A 24,240-nucleotide genomic window follows, 5' to 3' on the forward strand; every position below is an offset into this window, starting at 1 on the left:
AGCCGAGAAGTCACCGGCCCATCGACGAGGCTCCGTCAGTCGCCCGTGCCAGATGTAAGGTCGGCCATGAAGCTAGCCCTGAACAAGACTGGTTCGCGCGACGACCCGCCGATCGGCGAAGAGGGGCCTCTCTATACAGCTCATAAGAAGGTCCATCCGCAGAGCGTCTGCGGCACTTTCCGCACCATCAAATGGCGGCTGATGGTGGTCTGTCTCGGGATCTACTATTTGCTGCCATTCGTTCGTTGGCATCGTGGCTTAGGCGCTCCCGACCAGGCGGTATTGCTCGATTTCCCGAACCGACGGTTCTACTTTTTCTTCATCGAGCTGTGGCCGCAGGAGCTTTATTACTTCACCGGGCTGCTCGTGCTTGCGGCGCTGGCACTATTCTTGATGAACGCGCTGGGCGGACGTATTTGGTGCGGCTATCTCTGTCCGCAAACGGCATGGACCGATCTGTTCTATGCGGTAGAGCGTTGGATCGAGGGCGACCGTCGCGACCGGCTGAGGGCCGCCGCACGCCCGATGACAGCGCAGCGCGCGGCCGAGCGCGTGCTAAAGCACGCGGTCTGGTTGATGATCGCTTGGTGGACCGGTGGTGCCTGGGTGCTCTACTTCGCCGACGCGCATACATTGGTGCGCGATCTGGCGACATTCCAGGCGCCCGCGATCGCCTATGTCTGGATCGGGATCCTGACCGTTACGACGTACCTGTTGGCCGGCTACATGCGCGAACAGGTCTGCGTGTATATGTGCCCCTGGCCGCGCATCCAGGCCGCGCTCACCGACGAGTGGGCGCTCAATGTCACCTACAAATACGATCGCGGCGAACTGCGCTGCTCATTGAAGAAGTCATTCGATCTGCGCGCGCGCGGCGAAAAGATCGGAGACTGCATCGACTGCAATCAATGCGCGGCGGTCTGTCCGACGGGCGTCGATATTCGCAACGGCGCCCAGCTCGGCTGCATCCAGTGCGGGCTGTGCATCGACGCCTGCGATGCCGTCATGAAGAAGATCGGGCGCAAAAATCGCCTGATTGGTTACGACAACGACATCAATATTAGGCGCCGCATGGAAGGCAAGTCGGAGGTCTTCAAGCCGGTACGTCCACGGACGATCGTATATGCGTCTTTGATCTCGGTCGTCTGTGCGATGATACTTTATGGGTTGTGGTCCAGAACACTGCTCGACGTCAACGTGCTGCACGATCGTAATCCGATGGCGGTCAGGCTCAGCGATGGTTCGATTCGCAACGGCTACACGGTACGCTTGCTTAACAAGCGCGCTTTCGACCGCGTCATCGCGATCGACATCGATGGGCCGCCCCAAACGTCCGTCCACGTCGTCGGCGTAGATTCTGTGACCGTGGAACGACCGATGATTATCTTGGCTCGCGATACCACGACAGAACTGCGCTTATTGGTGACCGCTCCGGCCGACGACACGTCGGAACGGTCGATGCCGGTGACATTTCGGGTCACCGACATTGGCCTCGGTGAGGTCGCCTCCACAACGGATCACTTCGTCTTCCCCTAGGAATTACTGACGAGATCTTGCCAATGACCGCATCAATTCCAGTCGCGCGGCCCATCACCGGACGCTTTGTCCTGATCGCCATGCTCGCTTTCTTCTCGGTGGTGATTGGCGCCAATTTGATCATGATGCGCCTTGCCATCACGACGCTACCGGGAACGGAGGTTGACAGCGCCTACAGCGCGGGCCTCGCCTATCAGCGTGAGATCCTGGCGGCGCGGGAGCAGAACGAGCGAAGCTGGCAGGTGCAGGTACATGTCCAACGGCAGTCCGATGACCGGGCGGTGCTTGCGATCGAGGCGCGCGACCGCGCAGGCGCGCCTCTCGTAGGAATGAATTTCATGGCCCGGCTCGAGCGACCGGTGAACCGCCGCGCCGATCGCCAGATCAATGTGGCGGAAGGCAGTGCTGGAACCTACCGAGGAGACGCCGAGGGGGTCGCTATCGGGCAGTGGGATCTCGTGATCGAAGGCGGCGCTGACGGTCGCCGCATGTTTCTGTCGAAAAACCGCATCGTATTGGACTGAGGGCACATGAGCATGCAGGCGGACATCGACTTTTCGCACTATTTGAAGAGGACAGGCACGGGCTTCGTCCAACTCGACCTTGCGGTGGAAGGGATGAATTGCGCGGGCTGCATGGGCAAGATCGAGCGCAATCTATCGAGCATTCCGGACGTGACCTCGGCGCGCGTGAATCTCACCGATAACCGGCTCGCGCTGGAATGGAAAGCAGGCGCGCTTGATCCAGCGCTATTCATCAAGCGGCTCGCTGAACTGGGCTATCGGGCGTATCCCTTTCAGCGGGACAATGCGGAGACACTGGAATCGGAGCGGGCGCGGGACTTGCTGCGGCGGCTGGCTGTGGCTGCATTTGCCGCGATGAACGTTATGATGCTCTCGATTCCGGTATGGTCCGGCAATGTCTCAGACATGCTGCCGGAGCAGCGCGACTTCTTTCACTGGCTCTCCGCGCTGATCGTGCTGCCGGCCGCGGCTTATTCGGCGCAGCCGTTCCTCTCCTCAGCTTTTAGCGCGCTACGGGCTCGCCGGGCCAATATGGACGTGCCGATCAGCATCGGCATCTTGCTCGCGTTGGCGACTTCGCTGATCGAGACCATCGCTCATGCCGAACATGCATATTTTGACGCGGCGATCATGTTGATCGCCTTCCTACTCGCAGGCCGCTATCTCGACCAGAACATGAGACGGCGCACCCGCGCCTTTGCTGGCAATCTTGCCGCGCTCAAGGCGGAGACCGCCGCGAAGTTCATAAGCCCGACTGAGATCAGGACCGTTCCGGCATCAACGATCAAACCGGGGGACGTCGTGCTGGTGCGACCGGGCGAATGCTGTACCGTCGATGGCGAAGTGATCGAGGGCCGCTCCGAGGTCGATCAAAGCCTCATTACGGGTGAGACCTTGCCCGCGCTCGTGGCGCCCGGCAGCGCAGTATTCGCCGGTACATTGGTGCGATCGGGTACCTTGCGCGTCCGCGCGGTGGCGGCCTCGGAGGACACGATGCTCGCCGAGATTTCTCGGCTACTTGATCATGCCCTGCAGGCGCGCTCGCGCTATCTGCGCCTGGCCGAGCGGGCGTCGCGACTCTATGCACCGATTGTTCACGCAACCGCCTTCGTGACGATGCTGGGCTGGCTTGCCTCTGGCGCAACCTTCCATGATGCGATCGTCACGGCGATCGCGGTCTTGATCATCACCTGCCCTTGCGCGCTGGGTCTGGCTATACCGGCGGTGCAGACCGTGGCGGCCGGCGTGCTGTTCCGGTCCGGCGTGCTGCTCAACGCCGGGGATGCGATCGAGCGCATGGCCGAGGTGAACCGGGTGGTCTTCGACAAGACCGGAACGCTGACGTTGCCGGAGCTCGATGTCGCCAATCTCGCCGGCATTCCCGACGATATCGTCAAATTGGCCGGCCGGCTTGCATTATCGAGCCGCCATCCTGTCGCCGCTGCCCTGGCGCGAGCTGCCGGCGCAAGCGAGCCGCTGGCCGATATCGAAGAGGAGCCGGGGCAGGGCGTCAGGGGTTACTATCAAGGCTCGGAGATCCGGCTCGGCCGCCCGTCTTTCTGCGGCGCTGAAAGCCTGGCTGATGAGACTCTTTGCCGTGATCCAGAGGCTTCTATCGTCGCCTTTAGCCACGGCGACAGCAAGCACGTCTTCGCCGTCCGCCAACGCATGCGGCCAGACGCGCCCGAGGTCGTCGCGGGCCTCGCGAGCCTTGGGGTCACGGTAGAGATCGTGTCGGGAGATCGCGAGCCAGCAGTTCGGCGCACGGCCGCGACGCTCGGCATTCGAAATTGGCGTGCCGGCGTCTCGCCGACAGATAAGGTCGCCCGGGTCGAAAGCCTGACGGGCGAGGGATACAAGGTGTTGATGGTCGGCGATGGCTTGAACGACGCGCCCGCGCTCGCAACGGCTCATGCCTCGATGTCGCCTGTTACGGCCACTCATATGAGCCAGGCGGTCGCTGATGCGGTCTTTCTCGGTGAGCGTCTTCGGCCCGTGATGACGGCGGTTATGACCTCGCGCAAGGCGCAGCGGCTGATGCGGCAAAACCTTTGGCTCGCTGTCGTCTACAATGTCCTGGCGGTGCCGGTCGCGATCGCCGGCCTGGTGACGCCGCTGATTGCCGCCGCGGCGATGTCAGGTTCGTCCGTGCTGGTCATGCTCAATGCGCTGCGGGCGCGAAGGAGCGAAGCAATCTGATGGAGGTCCTGCTCTATCTGGTTCCACTTGCTCTTGCACTGGGCTTCGTTGGCCTGCTCGGCTTTGTGTGGTCGCTGAACAGTGGTCAGTATGACGATCTCGATGGCGCGGCCTGGCGCGCCCTCGCCGATGACGAGCCCGACGAAGCGCCGGTCCAAATAGTGCAGATGGGCCAGCGTGATTGCGGAAGTGGTGGTCGGCGCTGTGCGGGATAGTGCCAGCTCGGCCGGTGGTCCGCGGCGCAACTGCGAGACACGCGGTCGCAAAGACAGGCAGCGACAACTTGTTGATCAGGGCAATGCGCCATGATCAGCAACAAATGCTCGGCAGCACGTCGGGCTACCGAGACACCGCGATACCTGCAAGTCGGTGGCCGCAGAGGCTGTCGCTTTCGCGGACGCAACAAAAGGCGCCCGCAGCTGCAGCCTCATTAGTCATCCCAATTCTGTCTACCAATCGATCGGGTGACGACGTCGCATTATCCGGCAAGCTTGAGCCCGGCCTCGCGGCGAGAAAAAAGCTCGATCGATAAGGCCGGTCCGCTTTGGATCGGTGAGGCTAAGCCATCTAATCGCGCAATTGACTTGGTGCCCAATAAGGCGGCCGCATTTGTCGCGGCGCAACAGCTCCGATCGCGGACTATCAAGCATCGACTTCGTCTTTCTCGCCAAATATGCATACATCACATCAAAAGAAAATTGGAGGAAGATCGCGCCATAAAAGCTGAAACGCTGGCCGCTCATCTTCACAGCCTCCCTATGAGAGGTCATCGCAGGGCGCTAAATCACAGCGTTCGCCGTTCTCGGCCCGCGTCAACAGAGGTGAAACCTGGCTGTTCATAAGAACAGGCTTGTCCCTCCAGCCTGGAGCCGAAACCGGGCGACGGCTACGAAGAGGAGATTCGATTTGGTGTTCTCGCCAGCGCAAGGGAGGCCCAGGCCGTCTAGACAGTGCAGCGCGCCAAGCGTGCTAGGGCGACCGTGTTAGAGACTGTTACGATGTCTCATAGTCCTCGATCGTTGATGCCTCCACGCTTAATACAAATCACGAACATGCCCGATTCCGAGTTTGTTCAGGCTTACCACACCCTGCTTGCGCACTTCCTTCCAGCAACATGTTAGTCTGCGCGCTTAGCTTCGAACAGGCGAAGTCCTCTCAAGACGGCATCTGTACGAGTTTACAATGGTCGAGGCACCTTGTCCCTGAACACATATGGTGACGCGAGTTCCTATGATTGCCTCATTTTTACGGTCGTCGCTCCGAAAAATCTATGTTACAAGCCGCTCCTCTCAAAAGGAGCATTCATTGTGAAAAAAGCAACCAAGAAACGCGTTAAGCGGCGCGAGTGGACCAAGGCAGATATTAAAGAGCTCAAAGTCCATTCGAAGGCTCGGACCCCCGTCATAAAGATTGCAAAAATGACCAAACGCAGCGTCGGTGCGCTGCGCCAGAAGGCGTTAAATCTCGGAATAGGACTCGGACATCAGCGGTAGCTTACTTAGCAGCGCTGGTAGCCGGCACAGTAGGGCGGCTCGCAGGCCGCCCTTTACGGCCGTTGAAATTGTTTTCCAGATTGGCCTGCCAATTGCTGTGGAAAGAGCTTTTCACGCGCTTGGTCTGTCATTTTCGTGGAACGGGCTCCAGCGCTTCGTCATCTTTGAGGTTAAAGGATGTACGACCGAAGGCCGCTTTGCCCGGTATGATCGAGAATGACGAGACGATCTTACGAGGACCTGCTTCGAATGTTTCCGGGCTGGAAATTGTTTCGATGATCGCTCGTTCCCCGTTAAAGATTAGAAGAATGCGGCGGATCGCGCTGTGGTCGGTTCGTGCGCCGCCCGCTCCAAGGTGTAGCGCGTGCCACTGCCCAGGTTATCCTGCGCGTTGGGGTAAGGCGGTATCGCCCGTAAAGGGGCGAGTTCGCTTAGCTGGATCTCTCCACCGCCGTCCTCGCGTGAGCCAGGTTGCAACCGGTGCAGCTGATGCTCAAAGCTTGCCTGCAGGCGCGCATCGTCACCCTCTTGGCTCGCCGAGATCTCGCGAGGAAATCCTGGCACCCATTCTTGTGCATTTGCCAGGAGTGCGAACCATCCATGCCGCTCTCCAGCCAAACCCCAGGCCTGTCCGCAAGTCTGCGCAGCCAAGCTCAGCTGGTTGTAAGCAGCTTAGAAGCCGCTAAAGGCTTTGCTCCGCGAATGACTTGTCGGCCTGGACACGAACAAAACTTCGCCCAGTGCTGGGAGCGTTAGCTTTTGAGAAGCTGATTAGCGTTAGAGGAACTTCGGAAGAAGGCTGAATCCAGCATCCTCCGGCCAGCAGCCTCTTCAGTTTCGGCGATGCTGCCTTGGTCCTGCTGGGTACCACATGCGCTTATCGCACGAACCACATGGAAAACATCTTACGAAAGGACATTCCTCGAAGTTCATGCCAGCCTAAACCTTTGGCGTAGGCGGAGGCCGCCGAGCCTGTTGGTGAGCTCGAGCTCCCAAGCGATAAGGCGCGCTCAGCAGCAATTGAAAAAGTGCTCTGTTGGCTTGATAGATGGCCGTGGAGCGGTTAGGTCCTGAACCCGTCATCACCTGCGCGCCTTCTGCGGTGTAAAGGGACCATAACCACCTTCGACCGCGACGCCTCAAGAAATATTCGAAGACCGGCAGAGTCGGATGGTTAGCCAGCTTCATTTCTGACGATCGCTCGTTTTGGTCTTCTGGATGCCAGAGCGGGCCTTCTCCAAGCGATGCCTCACTGCGGCCAGACTGGTAATGAACTCGCTTGATCCGTCGAGGCCGAATTCGTCAAAAACCAGCACATCCTGCGCTTCCTGTCGAGGTGTCAAACTCGCGAGATGCTTGCGCGTTTTGGCGGTCAGCGACATCTGGACTACTCGCGCATCGGCTGTGGAGGGTTTGCGCCGCAGGAAACCCTTTTTCTCCAAGATTTTTGAGTGGGTCGTGACGAAGGAAGGATCGACATGCATCAAGCGTGACACCAGGTTGACGGGCACGCCCTTTTCTTTGCCCAGATAGACCACTGCCATCAGGATCATCCACTGTGGCCCAGTGATGCCAAGCACATTGGCACGGAATTTGGCGAGTTCTTCGAGACAGGCAGTGATCGATCTGATCTCCCACATGAACGGCCGGAATATCTCCTGTCCGTCAGTGGAGATACGATAAGGCGCGGTTGCTGGACCAGGTAAATCCGGCGGCATCGTGGGTCAGGGTTCCATCCTTTACAGACTTCCAATAGCGCGGATTAGAAATCGGGACAACGCCGCGAGAACAAGCAAGTCAGATAATTGGTACAGTTCGGACGGATGTGGGACTTGCCACGGGCAGGCGGGTAGACGTACAAAACGCTCATTGTGTTGGCCGAGCAGCGGCAGGCAGTTGCGCCGGGACCATTATCGCGCGCTGAAAAGGTTTGATCCGACCTGCCATTTGAGACGTTTTCGTTCTTTGTCCCGCTCGCCGGCCTGTCCGCTCTATTTGGCGAACTTCTCCGGTGTACGCCGAGCATCAGCGAGGTGTATGTCGCATTTATGTTTTCAACGGCCTGGCAAACAGCATCGCGCCGACTGTATTTCGTATCGTCCCATGCGCCGCGGTCGCTACCCGGTAAACTTCCGTATAGTTCATTCCATCCTTCTCATATACGCAGCAAATCTTCGTGCAGTTGCCTGGTTCTTGACTTGGTCTCTACTGTCGAGCAATCGGGAGCGATCGCAGCTGTCAAACGCTAGCGATCCCGCCCAATCGATTGAACTTAACGGCTTTCAAATCATGAGCGGCAAGGCGAAATCCTTGTAGCAGTAAGCTTGGTTTGCAAGCGGTCGCCTCAACTGAGGCCACGGCCGGCTTTATTTCGCTCAATCGAACGCGGTTCGCTTTTCAAGTATGGGGCCTGAATTATGAGTTGTGCTTCTGGCGGTTCGCCTGTGGTCTGCTTTCTCCTCGGACTTCCACGAGCCGGGACAACACTCCTGGCACACCTGCTCCAAAGCCATCCAGAGATCATGGCCCCGCCTGAACCCTGGTTGATGTTGGCACTTGAAGCCTTCGGAAGGGTGGATCAACGCCACCCGGCAGGATCTTTGCTGATTGAGAGCGCAACCTCCGAATTCCTGGGGCGCATCGATCGGACGACTGCCAGCCGTTTTGCCGATGCAGCATACGGTCAGTATCTGGCAGCAGCGGGCAAGCGGCTCATTATAGACAAAACACCACGCTATTGGGCGGCGCTCGAATTCCTTGAACGTGTCTATCCAGAAGCGCCGCACATCCTTTTGATGCGCAATCCTTATGCCATCGCGGCTTCACTGAAATCCACGTGGGGCATCCCGCTTCGAGCCGAAAGCTCCTACTCGGTCAGCGTATCTAGTCTCGCCGATCTCATGCTTCGTCTGCCCGATGGCTTAATATCTTCATTTGCCGATTTGGTTCTGGGCCTTCCGAGGCTCGCCGCGCACCGCACCCGCCCGCGCACACAGCTGGTGCGATATGAGCTGCTCGTGACGCAACCAGACGAAGAGATTAGGCGCCTGCTAAGCGGGCTCGGCTGTGATCCCGCGGCGGCCGCATCGGCGAGCATGGGACAAGTAGATTATCTTCGATCCAGCAGCTTTGGGGATCGAAAGATCCTAGAACGAAACGCGGTCGATCAAAGCTCTGTCAAGACATGGCAATCCCAACTAAGCATCGAAGAAATGCAAACCGTGACCGATCTGGTCGGCACCGAGCTTTTGAAAGAACTCGGATATGAGGCGGAACTGCTGCATGCACAGCAAGCCGGAGTTGTGGATAGGGGGCCTCAGCTAACTGAACTCTATCGACACACATTCCGAACCTGGTGGGATTTGCGAACTGGCAAGGCCGGAGCATCGTCCGGGCCATCACAATCCGAGCAAGTCCACACTCCGCAGCTTCCAGAGAACTTTCGTTCCACGTGCGACATGTCCGTGGTGCAGGCGCAAGATCTGTCCCCTGCCAGCGTTGCGGAAAATCTGCGGCTGGCCGATCCAATGAAAGCGCAGCTGCAGCAGGCACTGTTGGCGTCAGAAGCTGATCGAGCTGCAGGGCTGGATGCTATTCGGACTCGTGATGCGGCTATCGAGATCTTGCGTGGCGAGGTCGCGCGGCTTGAGCAGATCATCAATATGGCTTAGGGTGATCTGGATGCTTGCGATCAAAACACGCTGGCTGATTTAGCCAGGATTCCTCCGCCCAACGAGCTGATCTGCGCCAATAACGTGTGAGGCCGGCGCCGGCGGTACGACGGTGGAATGCGACATGCCCCGGGGTGTCTCAGTCAGTCTGCCGCCCAACCGGCCACTTGATAGCTGGATAGCCACACGCACCGGCGAGCTCGCTCGCACCCGACATTCCTCCTCTGGGCCGGCGCTGCAGAACCGAGATCCTGCATCGAAAGAACATATATGCTGCCAAAACATCTGCGCCGTCTTGAAGCTGAATCGATCGAAATCATGCGTGAGGTGGCCGCCGAGTTCAAAAGGCCGGTCATGCTTTACTCGATCGGAAAAGACTCGAGCGTGCTGCTGCACATTGCGATCAAGGCGTTCTATCCGGCAAAATTGCCTTTCCCCCTGCTTCACGTCGACACGACTTGGAAGTTCCGCGAGATGATCAGCTTCCGGGACGCGACGGCCAAGCGGCTCGGCGTCGAGCTGATCGTCCATGTGAATGAGGAGGGCATTGCGCGCGGGATCAATCCGATCGACTCCGGCTCGGCGCTTCATACCCAGGTGATGAAGACCGACGCTCTGAAGCAGGCGCTCGAGCTTTACGGATTTGATGCCGCTCTTGGCGGAGCCAGGCGTGACGAGGAAAAGAGCCGCGCCAAGGAACGGATACTGTCCTTCCGTTCGGCCGGACACGTATGGGACCCCCGCAACCAGCGGCCGGAGCTCTGGAGCTTGTTCAACACGCGGATACGCCAGGGCGAAAGCATGCGCGTGTTTGCGATGTCAAACTGGACCGAGCTGGACGTCTGGGAATATATCATGCTCGAAAAAATCCCGGTCGTCCCGCTCTACTTCGCAAAGCAAAGACCGACGGTGTGCCGAAATGGCGCGACGATCATGGTCGACGACAGGCGATTGCCACTCAACTGCGATGAGACGCCGCAAATGCGCATGATCCGCTTTCGTACGCTGGGATGTTATCCTTTGAGCGGAGCCATTGAATCCGATGCGACGACGATCGAGGACGTGGTCGTAGAAATGCAGACAGCGACGGTGTCGGAGCGTCAGGGACGCCTGATTGATACGGATGAAGCCGCTTCGATGGAGAAGAAGAAGCGGGAAGGTTACTTCTGATGACTTCCATAGCAATGTCGAAACCTGTCCACCCTAGTGCAAGGGACCAGCTGCGATTCATAACATGCGGCTCGGTGGACGACGGAAAATCGACCCTGATCGGCCGGTTGCTGCACGACAGCAAGATGATCTACCAAGATCAGCTCACGGCGGTGAAACGCGACAGCATCAGGCACGGCGGCGCCGACATCAACTTCGCGCTGCTCGTGGACGGGCTCGAGGCTGAACGGGAGCAGGGCATCACGATCGACGTCGCCTATCGCTTCTTCACGACGCCGCGGCGCTCTTTCATGGTGGCTGACACTCCCGGTCACGAGCAATACACCCGCAACATGGCAACCGGCGCCTCGAATGCGCAGCTCGCAATCATCCTGATCGATGCCCGCAAGGGCGTGTTGGTTCAGACCCGCCGCCACTCCTTCATCTGTTCGCTACTTGGCATTCGCCACGTCGTGCTGGCAGTGAACAAGATCGACCTTGTCGCATACAGCAAGGTTGCTTTCGATCGGATCGTCACCAGCTATCTGGCCTTTGCCGCCGGCCTTGGCTTTAGCTCGATTGTTCCGATCCCGATCTCTGCCCGCCACGGCGACAACGTCGTTGACCGGTCCGCTCATACCAAGTGGTATCATGGTCCATGTCTGATGGAGCATTTGGAGAGCATCGATATCCAGTCCGACACTGCAAGCCAGGCCTTCCGCTTTCCGGTCCAATGGGTGAACCGGCCCGACACGGATTTTCGCGGCTACGCCGGATCGGTGGCTTCCGGCACGATCTCGGCAGGCGACGAGATCGTTGTCGCCGCGTCCGGACGGACCACCCGCATCAAGCGGATCGTGACCCGGGACGGCGACCTTGTCGACGCCGAAGCCGGCGATGCCGTCACCATTACGCTGGAAGACGAGATCGATATCGGCCGTGGCGATCTTCTGTCGCGGCCAACCGAACGCCCCTGCGTCGCCGACCAATTCGCTGCTTATCTGATCTGGATGGACAACGAGCCGCTCGCTCCCGGACGAAATTACATCCTGCGGATTGGCTCGCAGACGGTCGCCGGCAGCATTACCACGATCAGGCATCGGATCGATGTCAATACATGTGAGCACCTGGCTGCCGAGACGCTTTCTCTCAATGAGATCGCGTTCTGCAATGTTGCGACCGCACTGCCCGCCGCATTCGATCCTTACGACGTCAATCGGAAAACCGGATCGTTTATCGTCATTGATCGTTATACCAATCGTACGGTTGGCGCCGGTATGATTGCGTTTCCGCTGCGGCGGGCCACCAATGTTCCCTGGCAGGCGCTTTCGGTGGGCAGGAGTGAGCGCGCCGCGCTCAAGGATCAGAAGCCTTGCGTCGTCTGGTTCACCGGTCTGTCTGGCGCGGGAAAGTCGACGATCGCCAACATGGTTGATCAGAAGCTGCTCGCAATGTCGCGACATGCCATGCTGCTAGATGGTGACGACCTCCGGAACGGATTGAACGCGGACCTAGGCTTCTCGAAGGCTGAGCGGGAGGAGAACATTCGGCGCGTCGGACACGTTGCCAAGTTGATGCTGGACAGCGGCTTGATCGTGATCTGCTCGTTCATCTCCCCCTACAGGTCCGAGCGAGATATGGTTCGCAGCCTGATTGGCAAGGACGAGTTCATCGAAGTCTTTGTCGATACGCCAATCGAGGAATGCGCAAGGCGGGATCCAAAAGGTCTCTACTCAAAGGCTAAAGCCGGTGAGATCAAGAACTTCACAGGCATCGATGCGTCCTACGAAGCGCCGATAAGGCCGGAAATTCATCTCAGGACGATGGAGCAGGCCCCAGAGCAAGCAGCGGAAGCCGTCGTCGGCGCCGTGATGGCGCGCGCACTCCTCTGCGATGAGCGGCGATAAACCTGTCGCTTCTTCCTCGCGGATGCCGCTTACCTGCCTACTGGTCTGGCGATGGCGACTCGGGTTAACTGGGAGCATCGATCGGATTCGCCGATGCTAAAGGATTAAGATGGTTGCATCCACTCGTCGATTGCCCGCTTCCGGTTATGTGCTCGAAGTCGACGGTCAATTGAAAACCGAATTCGCGACAAGAGACGGCGCCTGGGCAGGAGCGCAAGAGCTTAAGAAGCGCCGTCCCATGCTCCAGGTCCGGGTCTATGACGCCATGACCAAGGACAGAGAGGAAGTCAGCCTTCCAGTCGCCTGAGTGTTTCAACCGCAGTGTGTCTGCGCGAGCGGCGAGCGCCGCGCCGAGTTCTTGAGCAACAGAGCCGCAGTGTCTTGACGCCTTCGATCTCGTCCGCAATCCGAGGTTGAGGAGCAAAGTTACCGCTTTTTCCTGAGCTGCGGTGTCGCACGAAGTTCGCCAACGATTACTTGACACGCCCTCTGAAGCCATTTCGCTTTGTCATCGGTAGTGTTCGAAAGGCTATTCAAGGGCGTTCGGCGGGTCCTGCCTGGCCCATGCCGGAGCTGTCCGACGCAACTGTAAGCGGCGAGGCGATGACCATTTCGTGCCACTGGGATTCGCGATCCTGAGAAGGTGGCCAAGAGCCGCGAACTCCAGCCAGGAAACCTGCTACCAGCCGTTGCCGTGCGCAAATGCGTCGGACGGGGTGCTCTGAGGCATTGGTTGGCCCGTTAAACTCGACTACGGCTCAGATCGAGGTTGCAACGTCAATGCGGCGGCGCAATCGCGCGACAACGAGCTGACGGCAGGATAGAAGCCGCACGAAGCGGTCCAGCACGTTAGCCCAGCAGAGCGGCACGAAAACTGCACCGCGAAGGGGGACCAGCCCTGAGAAGTAGGAAATGCCACTCAACTCCACTGCCGTTGCGACCAGCGCAATTGTCTCGTGCCGCGAATGGGCATGATCATCGGACGCTGTATCCGTCGGTTCGTCTTCAGCCTGGCCGGACCGGCTTTGGCGTGCGCGGCGCTTATGCAAAGAGGGACGTTCGTGATCAAACTCATGCTTAGATGCGCTGCCGAAGCAAGATCATGTTCACATATCCAAAGCTTGCCATAGACGACGCATCGGCTGCCTCGCGGAGTCGAATCATCTCGCTCTATGCCTTCTTGTTGGCCATCAATTGCTTCGCCTGGACCTGGGCCATCGTGGCGCTGTCCGAGCGGCCGACGCTGCTGGCGACAGCAGTGCTGGCCTATGTGCTCGGCCTTCGGCACGTCGTCGATGCTGATCATATCGCGACCATCGACAATGTTGTTCGCAAGCTGATGCAGGATGGCCGACATCCCCTCGCGGTCGGACTTTTCTTCGCCTTTGGCCATTCCTTGTCGGTTGGAGTGGCGGTCGCCGCGATTGCAGCTGCAGCGCTCGCGCTGCAAAGCGGTTTCCAGGAGTTTCGCTTGGCAGTACCATCGGCACCGGTGCATCGGCCTTCTTCTTGCTGACGATTGCCGCCATCAACCTTGTGATCCTACGGGATGTCTGGCGGAGCTTTCAGCGTGCGCGGCGTGGCGAACACGTCCGAGAGCATGAGTTCGATCTGCTTCTGTCCGGTCGTGGCTTGCTGTCCCGACTCTTGCGCCCGCTGTTTCGCATGGTGACGGCGAGCTGGCAGATGTTCGCGATCGGTCTGTTTTTCGGCCTCGGATTCGATACCGCGACGGAAATCAGCCTTTTCACCGTCGCAGCCGGGCAGGTTTCGGGAGGGCTGGACTTCAGTACGGTGATGATATTTCCGGCTCTCTTCACCGCAGGCATGATGCTCGTCGATACGACCGACAGCGTCTTGATGGTCGGCGCGTATGGCTGGGCTTTCCTCAATCCGATCCGCAAGATCTGGTACAATCTGACCATTACGGCCATCTCAGTCGTCGTGGCGCTGCTGATCGGCGGCATTGAGGCACTCGGCCTGCTCGCCAACAAATTGGCGCTTGAAGGCACTTTCTGGAGCGCGGTGGACGATCTCAACGGGAGCTTCGCCAATTTCGGCTATCTGGTGGTCGGCATCTTCCTGGTCAGTTGGGCGCTGTCATTTGCGATCTATCGCTGGCAAGGACTCGAAGAGCCGCTCAAGCCGGGGTGAGCTCATACAACCAGATGAGCTTCGGGGCGCGGAAGCTTGCAGGCTTATGCGCGCCCGATGCGCGAAAGCATCTCGGTCGACGAGTCCCCGCTCGTTGTGATATGGCACGGGAGCTCCTGCATGATTCATCTCTTCTGTCTCGGGCTTGACAGTTTTGTGGGAACAGGATTGTCGCCACAAGCGGGGCTAAACTGAGCCGCACCAGGTCTGGCGGATGCCATTTGGCTTAACGAATGACATAGCCATTCCGCATGGTTGATAGCAGAGATCATGACTGATGGCTCCGGAGCGCAGGGGTACCGGTACAAACGACATCAGACGGAGGCGCGTTCCAAAGCACAGCAAAGTGGACGGTTGGATCGCGACGGTCGTCATCGTGAAAATGGCTACGACAAACGGCTTCACGCACACAAGCTGCGTGACTGGTGTCGCCGGCGCGACCGAGGCCGTGGGCTGACCAAGAAGGCGGGCGAGCCAATGCCGCAATCTTCAGCTGTACAATGCAAGAGGGCAACTGCGACGGTCCGCGTTCGGCCGACGCGACTATCGTTGCACATGATGGACAAGATCGAGCTAATTATCGCCCGTCTTCGGCGTCATTAGCTCCGTGCGTCTGACATCGAACAATGTCGGGTTCAATACCACCGGTCCAAAAGCGACGTCGAAAATAACCGATTGCAGGCGTTCAAAACTGCATTTGCGCTCCATGGCCAAGCGCGGTTAGTCCCGGCGCTCCACTGGTTCGCTGTGTCCGCAATCGTCGGCGGAGTGGCTTGGTCGTGGGACTAGAACCAGAAACTGCTGATCTTGAGCTTGAGAGTCGCCAATGAAAGAGCGCCAACACCTCTGAGGACATCAGTCATCGTCTGGCCTACCGCACATCTGGGGTGGTCCGCTTCTCCGCCTTCGATGTCGTGAAATGTTGGCATCGCTCTTGCTGGTGTACAACAGACTCAGTCGAATACTTAAGAAGTCGCTCAAGGGCTCGTGTCGCGTGATCAACTGCTTCGTTTTCCGTCGAACGGCTATACATGTCCGGCAAGCGCCTCGAGGAACGAACGTCCGCGGCTTCGACGCATCGAGCTCTAATCGATGGCTCGCGAATCGCCGCCAGAGGTGAGCGGACGTCGGTTCATCAACACAGGTGTACTGACCAGCTTCCTGTATTTGAAGCGACCGCGGATCGGCCTGCCCGCCTCAGGGGCTGCGGATGGATAGCTATGATTGTTTCATCGACGACGATCGACGCGGTACAGGACCAATGGGGATGGAGATAATCGAAGACGATCTCGCAGGCGCACCGCGGCAGCGCCACCAGTCTGCAGTGCAACGCGTGCACTTTCTTGAAACTGATCGCAGGAGCCGTTTCCCTTCGCCAACGAAGTCAGCGGCTGGGTGAGCGCGGGTGCAGAACGAATCTGTAATCAGGCGGCGTGATCTGCTGGCGCTGATTGGCACCATTGCCGGCAGTTCGGCGATGTATCACGCGATGACGAGCCTCGGCTTCGCGTCCGAATCCGCCTACAAGGGGCCGCTGAAGCTCGCAGGCGATGTGAAGGGCGCCTCGGTGCTGATTCTCGGCGCGGGGCTTGCCGGGATGACGGCGGCGCTGGAGCTGCGCAAGGCCGGCTACAAGGTCCAGATCCTCGAATTCAACAGCCGCGCCGGCGGTCGCAACTGGTCGATCCGTGGCGGTGACAGTTTTACGGAGCTCGGCGGTTTCAAACAGGCCTGTCAGTTCGAGCAGGGGCTCTATCTCAATCCCGGCCCGTGGCGGATTCCCTATCACCACCGTGCGCTGCTCGATTACTGCCGCCGGCTCAATGTGACGCTGGAACCCTTCATCCAGCTCAACCACAATGCCTTTCTGCACGCGACGCGGGCATTCGGCGGCAAGCCGCAGCGCTTTCGCAGCATCAAGGCGGATTTCCAGGGCGGCGTGGCGGAGTTGCTGGCGAAAGTCAGCCAGCAGGGCAGGCTCGACGACTTCGTCAGCACGGAAGATCAGGAGATCCTGCTGCAGGCGCTGCGCGACTGGGGCGCGCTCGATCGCGACTACAAGTACAACGCCAACCTCGTCTCCGCCGAGTTCCGCGGTTATGCCCGCGATCCCGGCGGCGGCTTGATGCCCGATCCATTGCCCAGCGATCCGGTCTCGCTGCAGGAGCTGTTACGATCGCGGATATGGCGTTATCTGCAAGGCTTTGCGCGCTACGATTTCCAGACCACCATGTTCCAGCCGGTCGGCGGCATGGACATGATCGGCAAGGCGTTCGCACGCGAGGTCGGCGATCTGATCCGCACTAACGCCAAGGTGACGCAGATCCAGCAGAGCAGCTCCCGCGTCACCGTGAGCTATGTCGACACGACCAGTCCATCCGTCGTGCAGCAGGCGACCGCCGACTGGTGCATCTGCACCATTCCGCTGTCGATCCTGAGCCAGTTGCCGATCGATGTCGGCCGGCCGATGAAGAGTGCGATCGATTCCGTGCCCTACGTCGCCTCCGTGAAGATCGGCCTGCAGTTCAAACGCCGCTTCTGGGAAGAGGACGAGGCGATCTATGGCGGCATCAGCTACACCGACCTGCCGATCCAGCAGATCGCCTATCCGAATACTGGCTTCAACAGTGGCGGTCGCGGCATCCTGCTCGGCGCTTACATGCATGGGGGCGCCAATTCGTTCGAGTTCACCGCCATGCCGCCGGCCGAGCGGGTCGCTAGTGCGGTCGAGTTCGGTGCCGCAATCCATCCGCAATACAGGAAGGAATTCGAGCACGGCGTCGCGGTGGCCTGGCATCGCGTGCCGTTCACGCTCGGCTGCGCCGGCCAGTGGACCGAGGCCGCCCGCGCGCAGCACTACCGCAATCTGTGCCAGATCGACGGCCGCATCGCGCTGGCGGGCGAGCACGCCTCGCAGCTGCCATGGCAGGAGGGAGCGATTCTGTCGGCGCTCGACGCCATTACCCGATTGCACGAACGCGTGGTGAAGACGTGATGATGAGGGCAGGCACAGCTGTCGTCGCTGCGCTGGCGCTGCTGCCGGCAAGCGCGACCCTTGGAGAGGTCAACGCCACGGGCAAGTGCAGCTTCTCCTCGGACTGTGGATTTTTAACCAGCGATGAAGCTGTCGACCTGCCTGCGGACCTGGAGAGGCGCTGGGTCGGCGATGGCTACGACCGGCGTCCGCCAGGGAGCCTTGCTTGCCAATGTGACGTCAACAGCGCCATCTACTGGGAAGGCAACTGGGCTCAACAAGATGACGGTCAGGCGCGGTGTGCATTCATTGAGTATGGCCTGAGCCGAACTGATAACGGCTAGCCGCTGTCTTTTCAAACCGTTCTCTTAAGGCACGTGCGAAATCGATTTCGGGAGGAATAGGCAGATGGCAAATCGTTACGTGCCACTCATTGGGATGGTCGCGTTGGCTAGTCAGCAGTATCTGGCGATCGCGTTCATCTATTCAGCCATTCCCGTGATCCTTCGGGGCAACGGTGCCAGCCTGGAACTGGTCGGTCTGTATGGCACCGCTTTCTTTGCATTCACCGTTAACTTCCTTTGGGCCCCGGTGGTGGATCGATGGAGCCTCAATCGTCTCGGGCTGAGACGTTCGTGGATCCTGTTGACCCAAGTCGCCAGTACCATTGTGTTGGCAGCAATGGCATTCTTGAACCCGAAGACCGATTTTGTGTCGCTTTTTCTTGTCTCCCTGGTACTTGCGACCATTGCCGCCACGCAGCGGATCGCAACTTTGGGCTATATAGCCGAAGCTCTCGATTCCAGCGAACGGCCGCTCGGCGCAGCGCTGCTGGGTTGGGGCCGGGCCATCGGCCATGTAATCGGCGGCGCCGTCTGCCTCCAATTGATCGAGATGGTCGGTTGGCGTCCAGCTTTGTTGGGTTTGGCGATGCTGCTAGCCGTTTTCGCTGGTTGGGTATTCGCTATTTCTGAACCGCTGCAACGCAGCGACCGATGGAGCTCGACGCAGCGCCCCTCGATCTCCGCGATCTTTCGCTACCCTGGCCTGTGGACGACGGCCGCATTGATCGCGCCGGCGGTTATCGGGATCGCTGTGGCGTTCGCGACGGTTCAGTTACGGCTTGTTGACCTCGGCTTCGCCGCGGCAGACATTGGATGGATCGGGGCGCTTTCGAACGTATTGACGTATACGCTGGTAGCGCCGCTGACCAGCGCCATCATCGGTCGAATGGCACCGCAGCGAGGCTTGATCTGGGGCTGCGCAGTCATGGCGATAAGTTTCGGTGCGCTTGCGATGGTTGATCGCTACATCAGCGTTCGCGTGAGCGCCGTTGTGAGCGTCGGCATCGTGTTCGCGGCACTCGCTGTTCAGCATGTTACATTCACGAACTGGTTTCTCGGGCTCGCCCGACCAGGCAAGGCGGGCACAGATGTCACGTTTCTGACCTCGGTAATGTCGGCGTCAGCGTTGGTCGGCTTCGCGGCGAGTGGGTTTGCCGTGGCGAGATTAGGTTACGCGGTCACGCTGATACTGCCGGGCCTCGGCTCTGCTCTCTCGGCCTTGCTCGGCCTGGCATTGCTCCGTCAATCTGATAAGGAAGGGCCGGCAAGAGTTAGCAGGCCCTTTTCTGCGGAGCAAGTTGTTGGCGCGAGGGACTTACGGAATGAACGGCGATGATGGAGTGATCACGCTGATTGGCCGCACCTATAGTTTTGAATCAGCTCATCGCCTTCCCAATCTCCCCGATGGCCACAAATGTAAGAACCTACACGGCCACAACTACCGTATGGAAGTGGTGATGCGCGGAGGGGTGGACGCGAGGGGCTTCGTGAGGGACTTCGCTGAGATGGATGCCGAGCTGGAGCCGCTGCTGAAGCTCGTCGATCACCGACTGCTCAACGATGTCGACGGACTGGAGAACCCAACCGCCGAGATCATCGCCCGTTGGTTCTTTGATCGCATTCCCCATTGCGCGAGTGTGCGGATTTATGAGACCGCCGACTGTTGGGCGGAGGTGGCGGCTTATGGCGGCAGTCCAAAATGCACGCCGAGTTAGTCGAGGGCGGTGAAACGCCGATGCGACTGCGCTATGGATGCCGGGCAATGTGGCCGGTGCTCGGCGGCGTCCGATATAGAACTCGACCGTTATTCATCAGCCGTGCCGCTCATCCCCATTGGCCTGCCACGGTGGAAGAGTTCCCGCGCCCAGTCATCGGACCGCTCACCCGGTCGAGATGCAGTAGTCTAGGTCGCTGCAGGCTTGTCTGGCATCGTCGCCGGCCGTGCCACATTGCCCTGATGGCGTGACGCGGCGCCGACATTCTACTTGTAAATCAGGGAGCTGATTGGCATCCAAGGGCCGGATACTGCGATTGCTCTTGAGCACACAGATCGACAATGCGCTTCACTGATGTGGCCTGGCTCTCGAACTACTCTCGAAGCAGTTGCTCCGCCTGTTGTCGATCACGACTTGCCTCGCAGCCACCGCCTCGTTTTGTGCGCAAAGTCCACACGCACGACCATGCGCCCTCTTGGGGCGCTTTGCTGAAACCGTGACGGGCACGTCTTGGAAGTGTGTGGAATGACGGGTTTTGCGTCTCGATCGATGGTGACGACTACTCGATCCGGTAGCTTTGTTGTTCAGCCGCATGAGCTACTCGTTAGAGCCATTTTGACAGATACGCCTCGCGCACCAAGGGCCGCGCCGGGCAGGGGAAACGCGATGAAATTGACCGCTCCGGGTCTCACCTCTCTTGCGCTGATCCTGTTTGCCTCTGAGGCGATGGGGAGCGCTTGGGCCAACAATCCGTCGCCCGCCCAGGTCACAATACCGGCCGGCCAGAAGGGTGGTGGCGGGCAAAACCTGGGTATGTCGTCACTGACCGAGCAGCATCGCCTGCCGCCGGACTCAAGCACCAGGCACACGCTTGAGCTGCCTGGGCGGACGCTTTCTTTCGTCGCGACCGTCGGTTCCATCCGCCTGTTCGATGATAAGGGTGAGCCGCAGGCAGATATCGTCTATACTTCCTATCAGCTTGAGGGCGCTGATCTCGGCACGCGCCCGGTGACATTCTTCTTCAACGGCGGACCAGGATCATCATCGGCATGGCTGCAGCTTGGCAATGCCGGACCGTGGCGGCTGCCGATCAATGCTGACGAGGTCACGCCATCGACATTTCCCGAGGTGAGGCCAAACGCGGAAACGTGGCTCGATTTCACCGATCTGGTGTTTCTCGATCCTGTCGGCACCGGCTATAGCCGTTTCGTGGCGACCGGCGATGACGCGCGCAAGCGGCTCTATTCCGTTGAGGGCGACGTCAACGCGCTCGCGCTGGTGATCCGTCGCTGGCTCGAAAAGCATGACCGGCTGTTGTCGCCGAAGTACATCGCGGGTGAAAGTTATGGCGGCATTCGTGGGCCAAAGGTCGTCGACCAGTTGCAGATGCGGCAGGGCATAGGCGTTAGGGGCCTGATCATGGTCTCGCCAGTGTTCGACTACAGCGCCGGCAGGAGCGTGCTGCAGTACGTCGCCACGCTGCCCAGCTATGTCGCGACCCTGCGTGAAGCCGAAGGTTCGGTAAACCGAGCCGATCTCGCCGACGTGGAAGCTTATGCGCGCGGCGAGTTTCTGGTCGATCTCATCAAAGGCCAGGCCGACAAGGAAGCAACTACGCGTCTGGCCGATAAGGTCGCGATGCTGAGCGGCATCGACCAAGCGGTCAGCCGTCGGCTCGCCGGCCGTTTCGAAGTCGCCGAATTCCGCCGTGAGTTCGACCGCAAGAATGGCAAGTTAATCGGCAGGTATGATGCCTCTGTGCGTGGCCTCGATCCATATCCGGAGTCTGATTTCCAGCTTTCAGGCGATCCCTCAAGCGATACGCTGGTGGCGCCTCTGACCAGCGCCACTGTCGATCTCCTTACGCGCAAGCTTGCCTGGCGGCCGGAGGGCTCCTATGAACTGGCCAATCCCAAGGTCAGGGAGGCCTGGGATTTCGGCCGCAGCCCTCCGGAGTCAGTTTCGGAGCTGCGCAAGATCTTGGCGACGGACCGGAACATGAAATTGCTGGTGGCGCACGGGCTGTTTGACCTCGCCACGCCATATTTCGGATCACAGATCGTGCTCGATCAACTGCCGCCATTTGCCTCCACACCGCGCGTCAAACTTGTTGTGTTTCCGGGCGGCCACATGTTCTATTCACGAGATGCCTCGCGCCACGCTTTTCGAGCAGAGGTCGAAGCGCTGATGAAATAAGGCCGATGCCAGGCCTGGTCAGGAGCAAGGCCGCCTTCGCATAAACACAATGTCGCTGATGCTACGGGACAGAGCACATGCGGCCGGTCTCTCGCCGATCAAGGCGTGGATCGGCGTCGTCCGGCCGCTAGACGACGCAGTCCAAAAATGGCTGCGAACAAAACTCGGCTTGATCAGCCAAGGAGCAAGCTTGCGGACGCCATCTGATGCGGGCTCTCACGCTGGGCGGGGGTGACGCGCTTCGTCGAAGATGGCCGAATAGAGCTCGACAATAACGCCGCCGCGCGCGATCTGCCCGATCACGCTCACGGAGCGCGCATCGTTCGCAGGTCCTGATGGCGATGTCCAACACTGCGCAGTCATCGCCTCCTTGGCCAAAACCTGTAAGTGCCGAATTATACCGACGGCGGACCTACAGCATCGTTATCACCAGGGTCGTCAACGATGAAACAGTTGGAATCCGGCTTAAGCGAGCCAATCAATCTTCTTGAGGTGCGTTGGTGAGTAACAAGAACATATCATCGCGAATTTTGTTAGGCCCCAAGGCGCGCGAATCGCTTTCCCAGTGAGACGCGCTTCTCGGAAGTTGTAGAGCGAAGCGCTTCCGGAGAGCCGAAATGAATTTGAGCCCGTGCCTTGCGGCACACTTCGGTGAAGTGATCGTGAGGGGCTGGCTCATGAGCAAGCTTTTATTCGCCGCAAGTACCAGGCGAGCTTCGATTTGTCCTTTCGACCACCCACAACCGGCATGCATTCTTTAATGCCTCTTACGGGCCATGAGTCGATCTTCTCAGAGACCTGGTGCCAAAATCCCCCGGTTTACGACGCTTCGGAAAGAAGGCGCGGGTGTTTGGAGGAGCCGCCCGCGCCAAGTTTGCTTCGCCAGCTTGGCCGCCTTGGGGGCGTGAAGATAAACAGCCAAGCCGATGAGGTTCTTAGCGATTCATGTGCCAAGAGGGTCACGATGCAAGAGTAGACACAAACAGGCGGTACTCGACAGAGCGCAGCGGCCAGGCAGACACGACGGAAAATCGTGCGGCCGATTGCTGACAGGCCGCGCACGACTTGCGATTTAAACGTGCGGCACTCAGGAGGTTTAATCAACAAGCAACGTCCTCAGCAACCCGCGTTATGGACCATCATCGTTCTGTCAGAAAAGCCTGCCGTCGAACCCGAGCGAGCTGGTTACTCTTTGTTGGACATGCGCTCATCGTTCCGTTCCAAAGTCTGGTTTTCCGCACGCTCATTCGAGAGTCCTGGAAACCCGATCCCAGCGGCAAGTGTCTCGACCGGAAAAAGGGTGAGCTTTCACCACGCGGGTGGCATAATCCGCGCAACATTGCACTAGATGACGGTACCGTAGCCGGAGTTTCGCGAAGACAATCGAATGGTCTTAGGAGCTCGCGAATACCGCGTCGTCAATGATAGGTCACCTGCGAGGGCCGCCCCAAGCTGACGCAAAGAGCTGCAAGTTGCTCGATAGAGTCACCCTGGATTGCCGTTCGCGCATGCCAACGAGCATCGGAGCATGAGCGATCATCTGATCGGGAGGAGCGACGCCAGAAAGCAGCAGTCGTCCTCCATTGTCTTCCAGCTGCGTCATTGTTTGTCCGCAGCCTGCGAAAGGACCGGCTGAACCGCCACAGCCCTGAGCGGAAGCTTCCCAGCGCGTCGGCCGGGCAGAGGTTGAATTATGTGGTCAAGCTCAAGGTTAACGAACTGCAGAACCGGGCGCGGCTGACGGACACGCAGCGCCAACAGACCCGTGTATCTGTTTGCCGATGTGGCAAAGCGCCGCGCAGGCAACGCAGGCGGAGTAGGCAGGGCTGACCGTCCGTGGCCATTTAGCTCAGGTGAATTCCGACAGCGTCATTGAACTCCAGGCGACTACGGAGCTCTTTCGAGAATCTCCGCACACGTCGTGTTGTCTCACGAAGGTGGAGGCGCACGTCAGGAAAAATTCACGCGAGAAAATTCCGGAGAGGGTTGAAACGCACCTAACGTCAAGTTGTACGATCTGAAAAATAGACGGCGAGGGTCGTCAGCGTACAAAAAACCTCCAACGAGCGACAGTGTGCGAATGTCTCAAGTCTTAGGCTCACGCAGGAAGCGGCAAGCATCAAATGCGCCGTGCCGGGATCCGGCCCGGCCGCCACGGTCCGACGCGCACTGCTAATCCGATTTCAATATTGCCGGAATGGCGCGCGTATGCCGGCCGGTTGGGCCGCCAATGCGCGGCGACAAGCCGACACTCGCGCTCAAATCTGCGAGATGCGTATGGCCGGATCAGAGTGGCGCGTCGCGCCAAATGGGGTTCGAGGGGCGGTCATAATGCGAACTGTTGGGAGATCTGAATGACATCGCTCAAGAGCCTTGCG

17 protein-coding genes, 1 pseudogene and 1 riboswitch are annotated in these 24,240 nt (G+C 59.2%); of the genes and pseudogenes, 17 read left to right on the forward strand and 1 reads right to left on the reverse strand.

The genetic code is table 11. The features are described 5' to 3' along the window. Nucleotides 1-66 precede the first annotated feature (66 nt). From ccoG to ACVI1L_RS25340, 5 genes are all read left to right on the forward strand, one after another. Nucleotides 67-1,536: a cytochrome c oxidase accessory protein CcoG gene (ccoG, locus tag ACVI1L_RS25320; protein WP_253640541.1), complete on the forward strand. Its 1,470-nt coding sequence runs from the start codon at nucleotides 67-69 to the stop codon at nucleotides 1,534-1,536. 23 nt (nucleotides 1,537-1,559) lie between these two features. Continuing rightward, nucleotides 1,560-2,060, forward strand: coding sequence for a FixH family protein (locus ACVI1L_RS25325; protein WP_253640540.1), 501 nt, complete (start codon nucleotides 1,560-1,562; stop codon nucleotides 2,058-2,060). A gap of 12 nt (nucleotides 2,061-2,072) precedes the next feature. Continuing rightward, a complete protein-coding gene (locus tag ACVI1L_RS25330) occupies nucleotides 2,073-4,259 on the forward strand; it encodes a heavy metal translocating P-type ATPase (protein WP_456785610.1) in 2,187 nt (728 codons plus the stop codon). Then, on the forward strand, nucleotides 4,259-4,474 hold the full coding sequence (ccoS, locus tag ACVI1L_RS25335) for a cbb3-type cytochrome oxidase assembly protein CcoS (RefSeq protein ID WP_456784139.1): 216 nt from the start codon (nucleotides 4,259-4,261) through the stop codon (nucleotides 4,472-4,474). Before ACVI1L_RS25330 ends, ccoS begins: the two co-directional genes overlap by 1 nt. A 1,092-nt stretch (nucleotides 4,475-5,566) precedes the next feature. Continuing rightward, entirely contained in the window at nucleotides 5,567-5,752 is a 186-nt protein-coding gene (locus tag ACVI1L_RS25340) for a hypothetical protein (RefSeq protein ID WP_076829490.1), read from the forward strand. A gap of 1,184 nt (nucleotides 5,753-6,936) precedes the next feature. On the opposite strand, the gene ACVI1L_RS25345 is transcribed toward ACVI1L_RS25340, so the two are convergent. Further along, the gene (locus ACVI1L_RS25345) at nucleotides 6,937-7,470 is read right to left on the reverse strand and encodes a MarR family winged helix-turn-helix transcriptional regulator (RefSeq protein ID WP_456784140.1); all 534 of its coding nucleotides are present in this window, start codon (nucleotides 7,468-7,470) and stop codon (nucleotides 6,937-6,939) included. Nucleotides 7,471-8,169: 699 nt separating this feature from the next. Between ACVI1L_RS25345 and noeE the strand changes: the two genes are divergently transcribed. From noeE to ACVI1L_RS25405, 12 genes and pseudogenes are all read left to right on the forward strand, one after another. Further along, nucleotides 8,170-9,423 carry a nodulation protein NoeE gene (noeE, locus tag ACVI1L_RS25350; RefSeq protein ID WP_456784141.1) on the forward strand — a complete coding sequence of 418 codons (1,254 nt, stop codon included), beginning with the start codon at nucleotides 8,170-8,172 and terminating at the stop codon, nucleotides 9,421-9,423. A 270-nt stretch (nucleotides 9,424-9,693) separates the two neighbouring features. Continuing rightward, a complete protein-coding gene (cysD, locus tag ACVI1L_RS25355) occupies nucleotides 9,694-10,593 on the forward strand; it encodes a sulfate adenylyltransferase subunit CysD (RefSeq protein ID WP_253640535.1) in 900 nt (299 codons plus the stop codon). Beyond that, entirely contained in the window at nucleotides 10,593-12,479 is a 1,887-nt protein-coding gene (cysN, locus tag ACVI1L_RS25360; RefSeq protein WP_456784142.1) for a sulfate adenylyltransferase subunit CysN, read from the forward strand. Before cysD ends, cysN begins: the two co-directional genes overlap by 1 nt. Nucleotides 12,480-12,588: 109 nt before the next feature. Continuing rightward, the gene (locus tag ACVI1L_RS25365) at nucleotides 12,589-12,786 is read left to right on the forward strand and encodes a hypothetical protein (protein ID WP_076829230.1); all 198 of its coding nucleotides are present in this window, start codon (nucleotides 12,589-12,591) and stop codon (nucleotides 12,784-12,786) included. Nucleotides 12,787-12,977: 191 nt separating this feature from the next. Next, nucleotides 12,978-13,177, forward strand: a riboswitch (cobalamin riboswitch). Nucleotides 13,178-13,581: 404 nt separating this feature from the next. Continuing rightward, nucleotides 13,582-13,995: a HoxN/HupN/NixA family nickel/cobalt transporter gene (locus tag ACVI1L_RS25370; RefSeq protein WP_456784143.1), complete on the forward strand. Its 414-nt coding sequence runs from the start codon at nucleotides 13,582-13,584 to the stop codon at nucleotides 13,993-13,995. Next, nucleotides 13,989-14,633 (forward strand): HoxN/HupN/NixA family nickel/cobalt transporter, encoded by a 645-nt coding sequence (locus ACVI1L_RS25375; RefSeq protein ID WP_456784144.1) that lies wholly within the window; start codon nucleotides 13,989-13,991, stop codon nucleotides 14,631-14,633. Before ACVI1L_RS25370 ends, ACVI1L_RS25375 begins: the two co-directional genes overlap by 7 nt. A gap of 1,405 nt (nucleotides 14,634-16,038) precedes the next feature. Then, entirely contained in the window at nucleotides 16,039-17,628 is a 1,590-nt protein-coding gene (locus tag ACVI1L_RS25380; protein ID WP_456784145.1) for an FAD-dependent oxidoreductase, read from the forward strand. Further along, on the forward strand, nucleotides 17,628-17,951 hold the full coding sequence (locus tag ACVI1L_RS25385; RefSeq protein WP_456784146.1) for a hypothetical protein: 324 nt from the start codon (nucleotides 17,628-17,630) through the stop codon (nucleotides 17,949-17,951). Before ACVI1L_RS25380 ends, ACVI1L_RS25385 begins: the two co-directional genes overlap by 1 nt. A 64-nt stretch (nucleotides 17,952-18,015) precedes the next feature. Next, complete coding sequence (locus tag ACVI1L_RS25390) at nucleotides 18,016-19,287, forward strand: MFS transporter (protein WP_456784147.1); 1,272 nt, start codon at nucleotides 18,016-18,018, stop codon at nucleotides 19,285-19,287. Further along, nucleotides 19,274-19,666 carry a 6-carboxytetrahydropterin synthase QueD gene (queD, locus tag ACVI1L_RS25395; RefSeq protein ID WP_456784148.1) on the forward strand — a complete coding sequence of 131 codons (393 nt, stop codon included), beginning with the start codon at nucleotides 19,274-19,276 and terminating at the stop codon, nucleotides 19,664-19,666. The genes ACVI1L_RS25390 and queD overlap by 14 nt, the downstream gene beginning before the upstream one ends. Nucleotides 19,667-20,332: 666 nt before the next feature. After that, complete coding sequence (locus ACVI1L_RS25400; protein WP_456784149.1) at nucleotides 20,333-21,862, forward strand: S10 family peptidase; 1,530 nt, start codon at nucleotides 20,333-20,335, stop codon at nucleotides 21,860-21,862. Nucleotides 21,863-22,087: 225 nt separating this feature from the next. After that, nucleotides 22,088-22,198: pseudogene (locus ACVI1L_RS25405) on the forward strand (hypothetical protein); the annotation flags it as partial. Nucleotides 22,199-24,240 lie beyond the last annotated feature (2,042 nt).

The organism is Bradyrhizobium sp. USDA 4516, assembly GCF_054055915.1.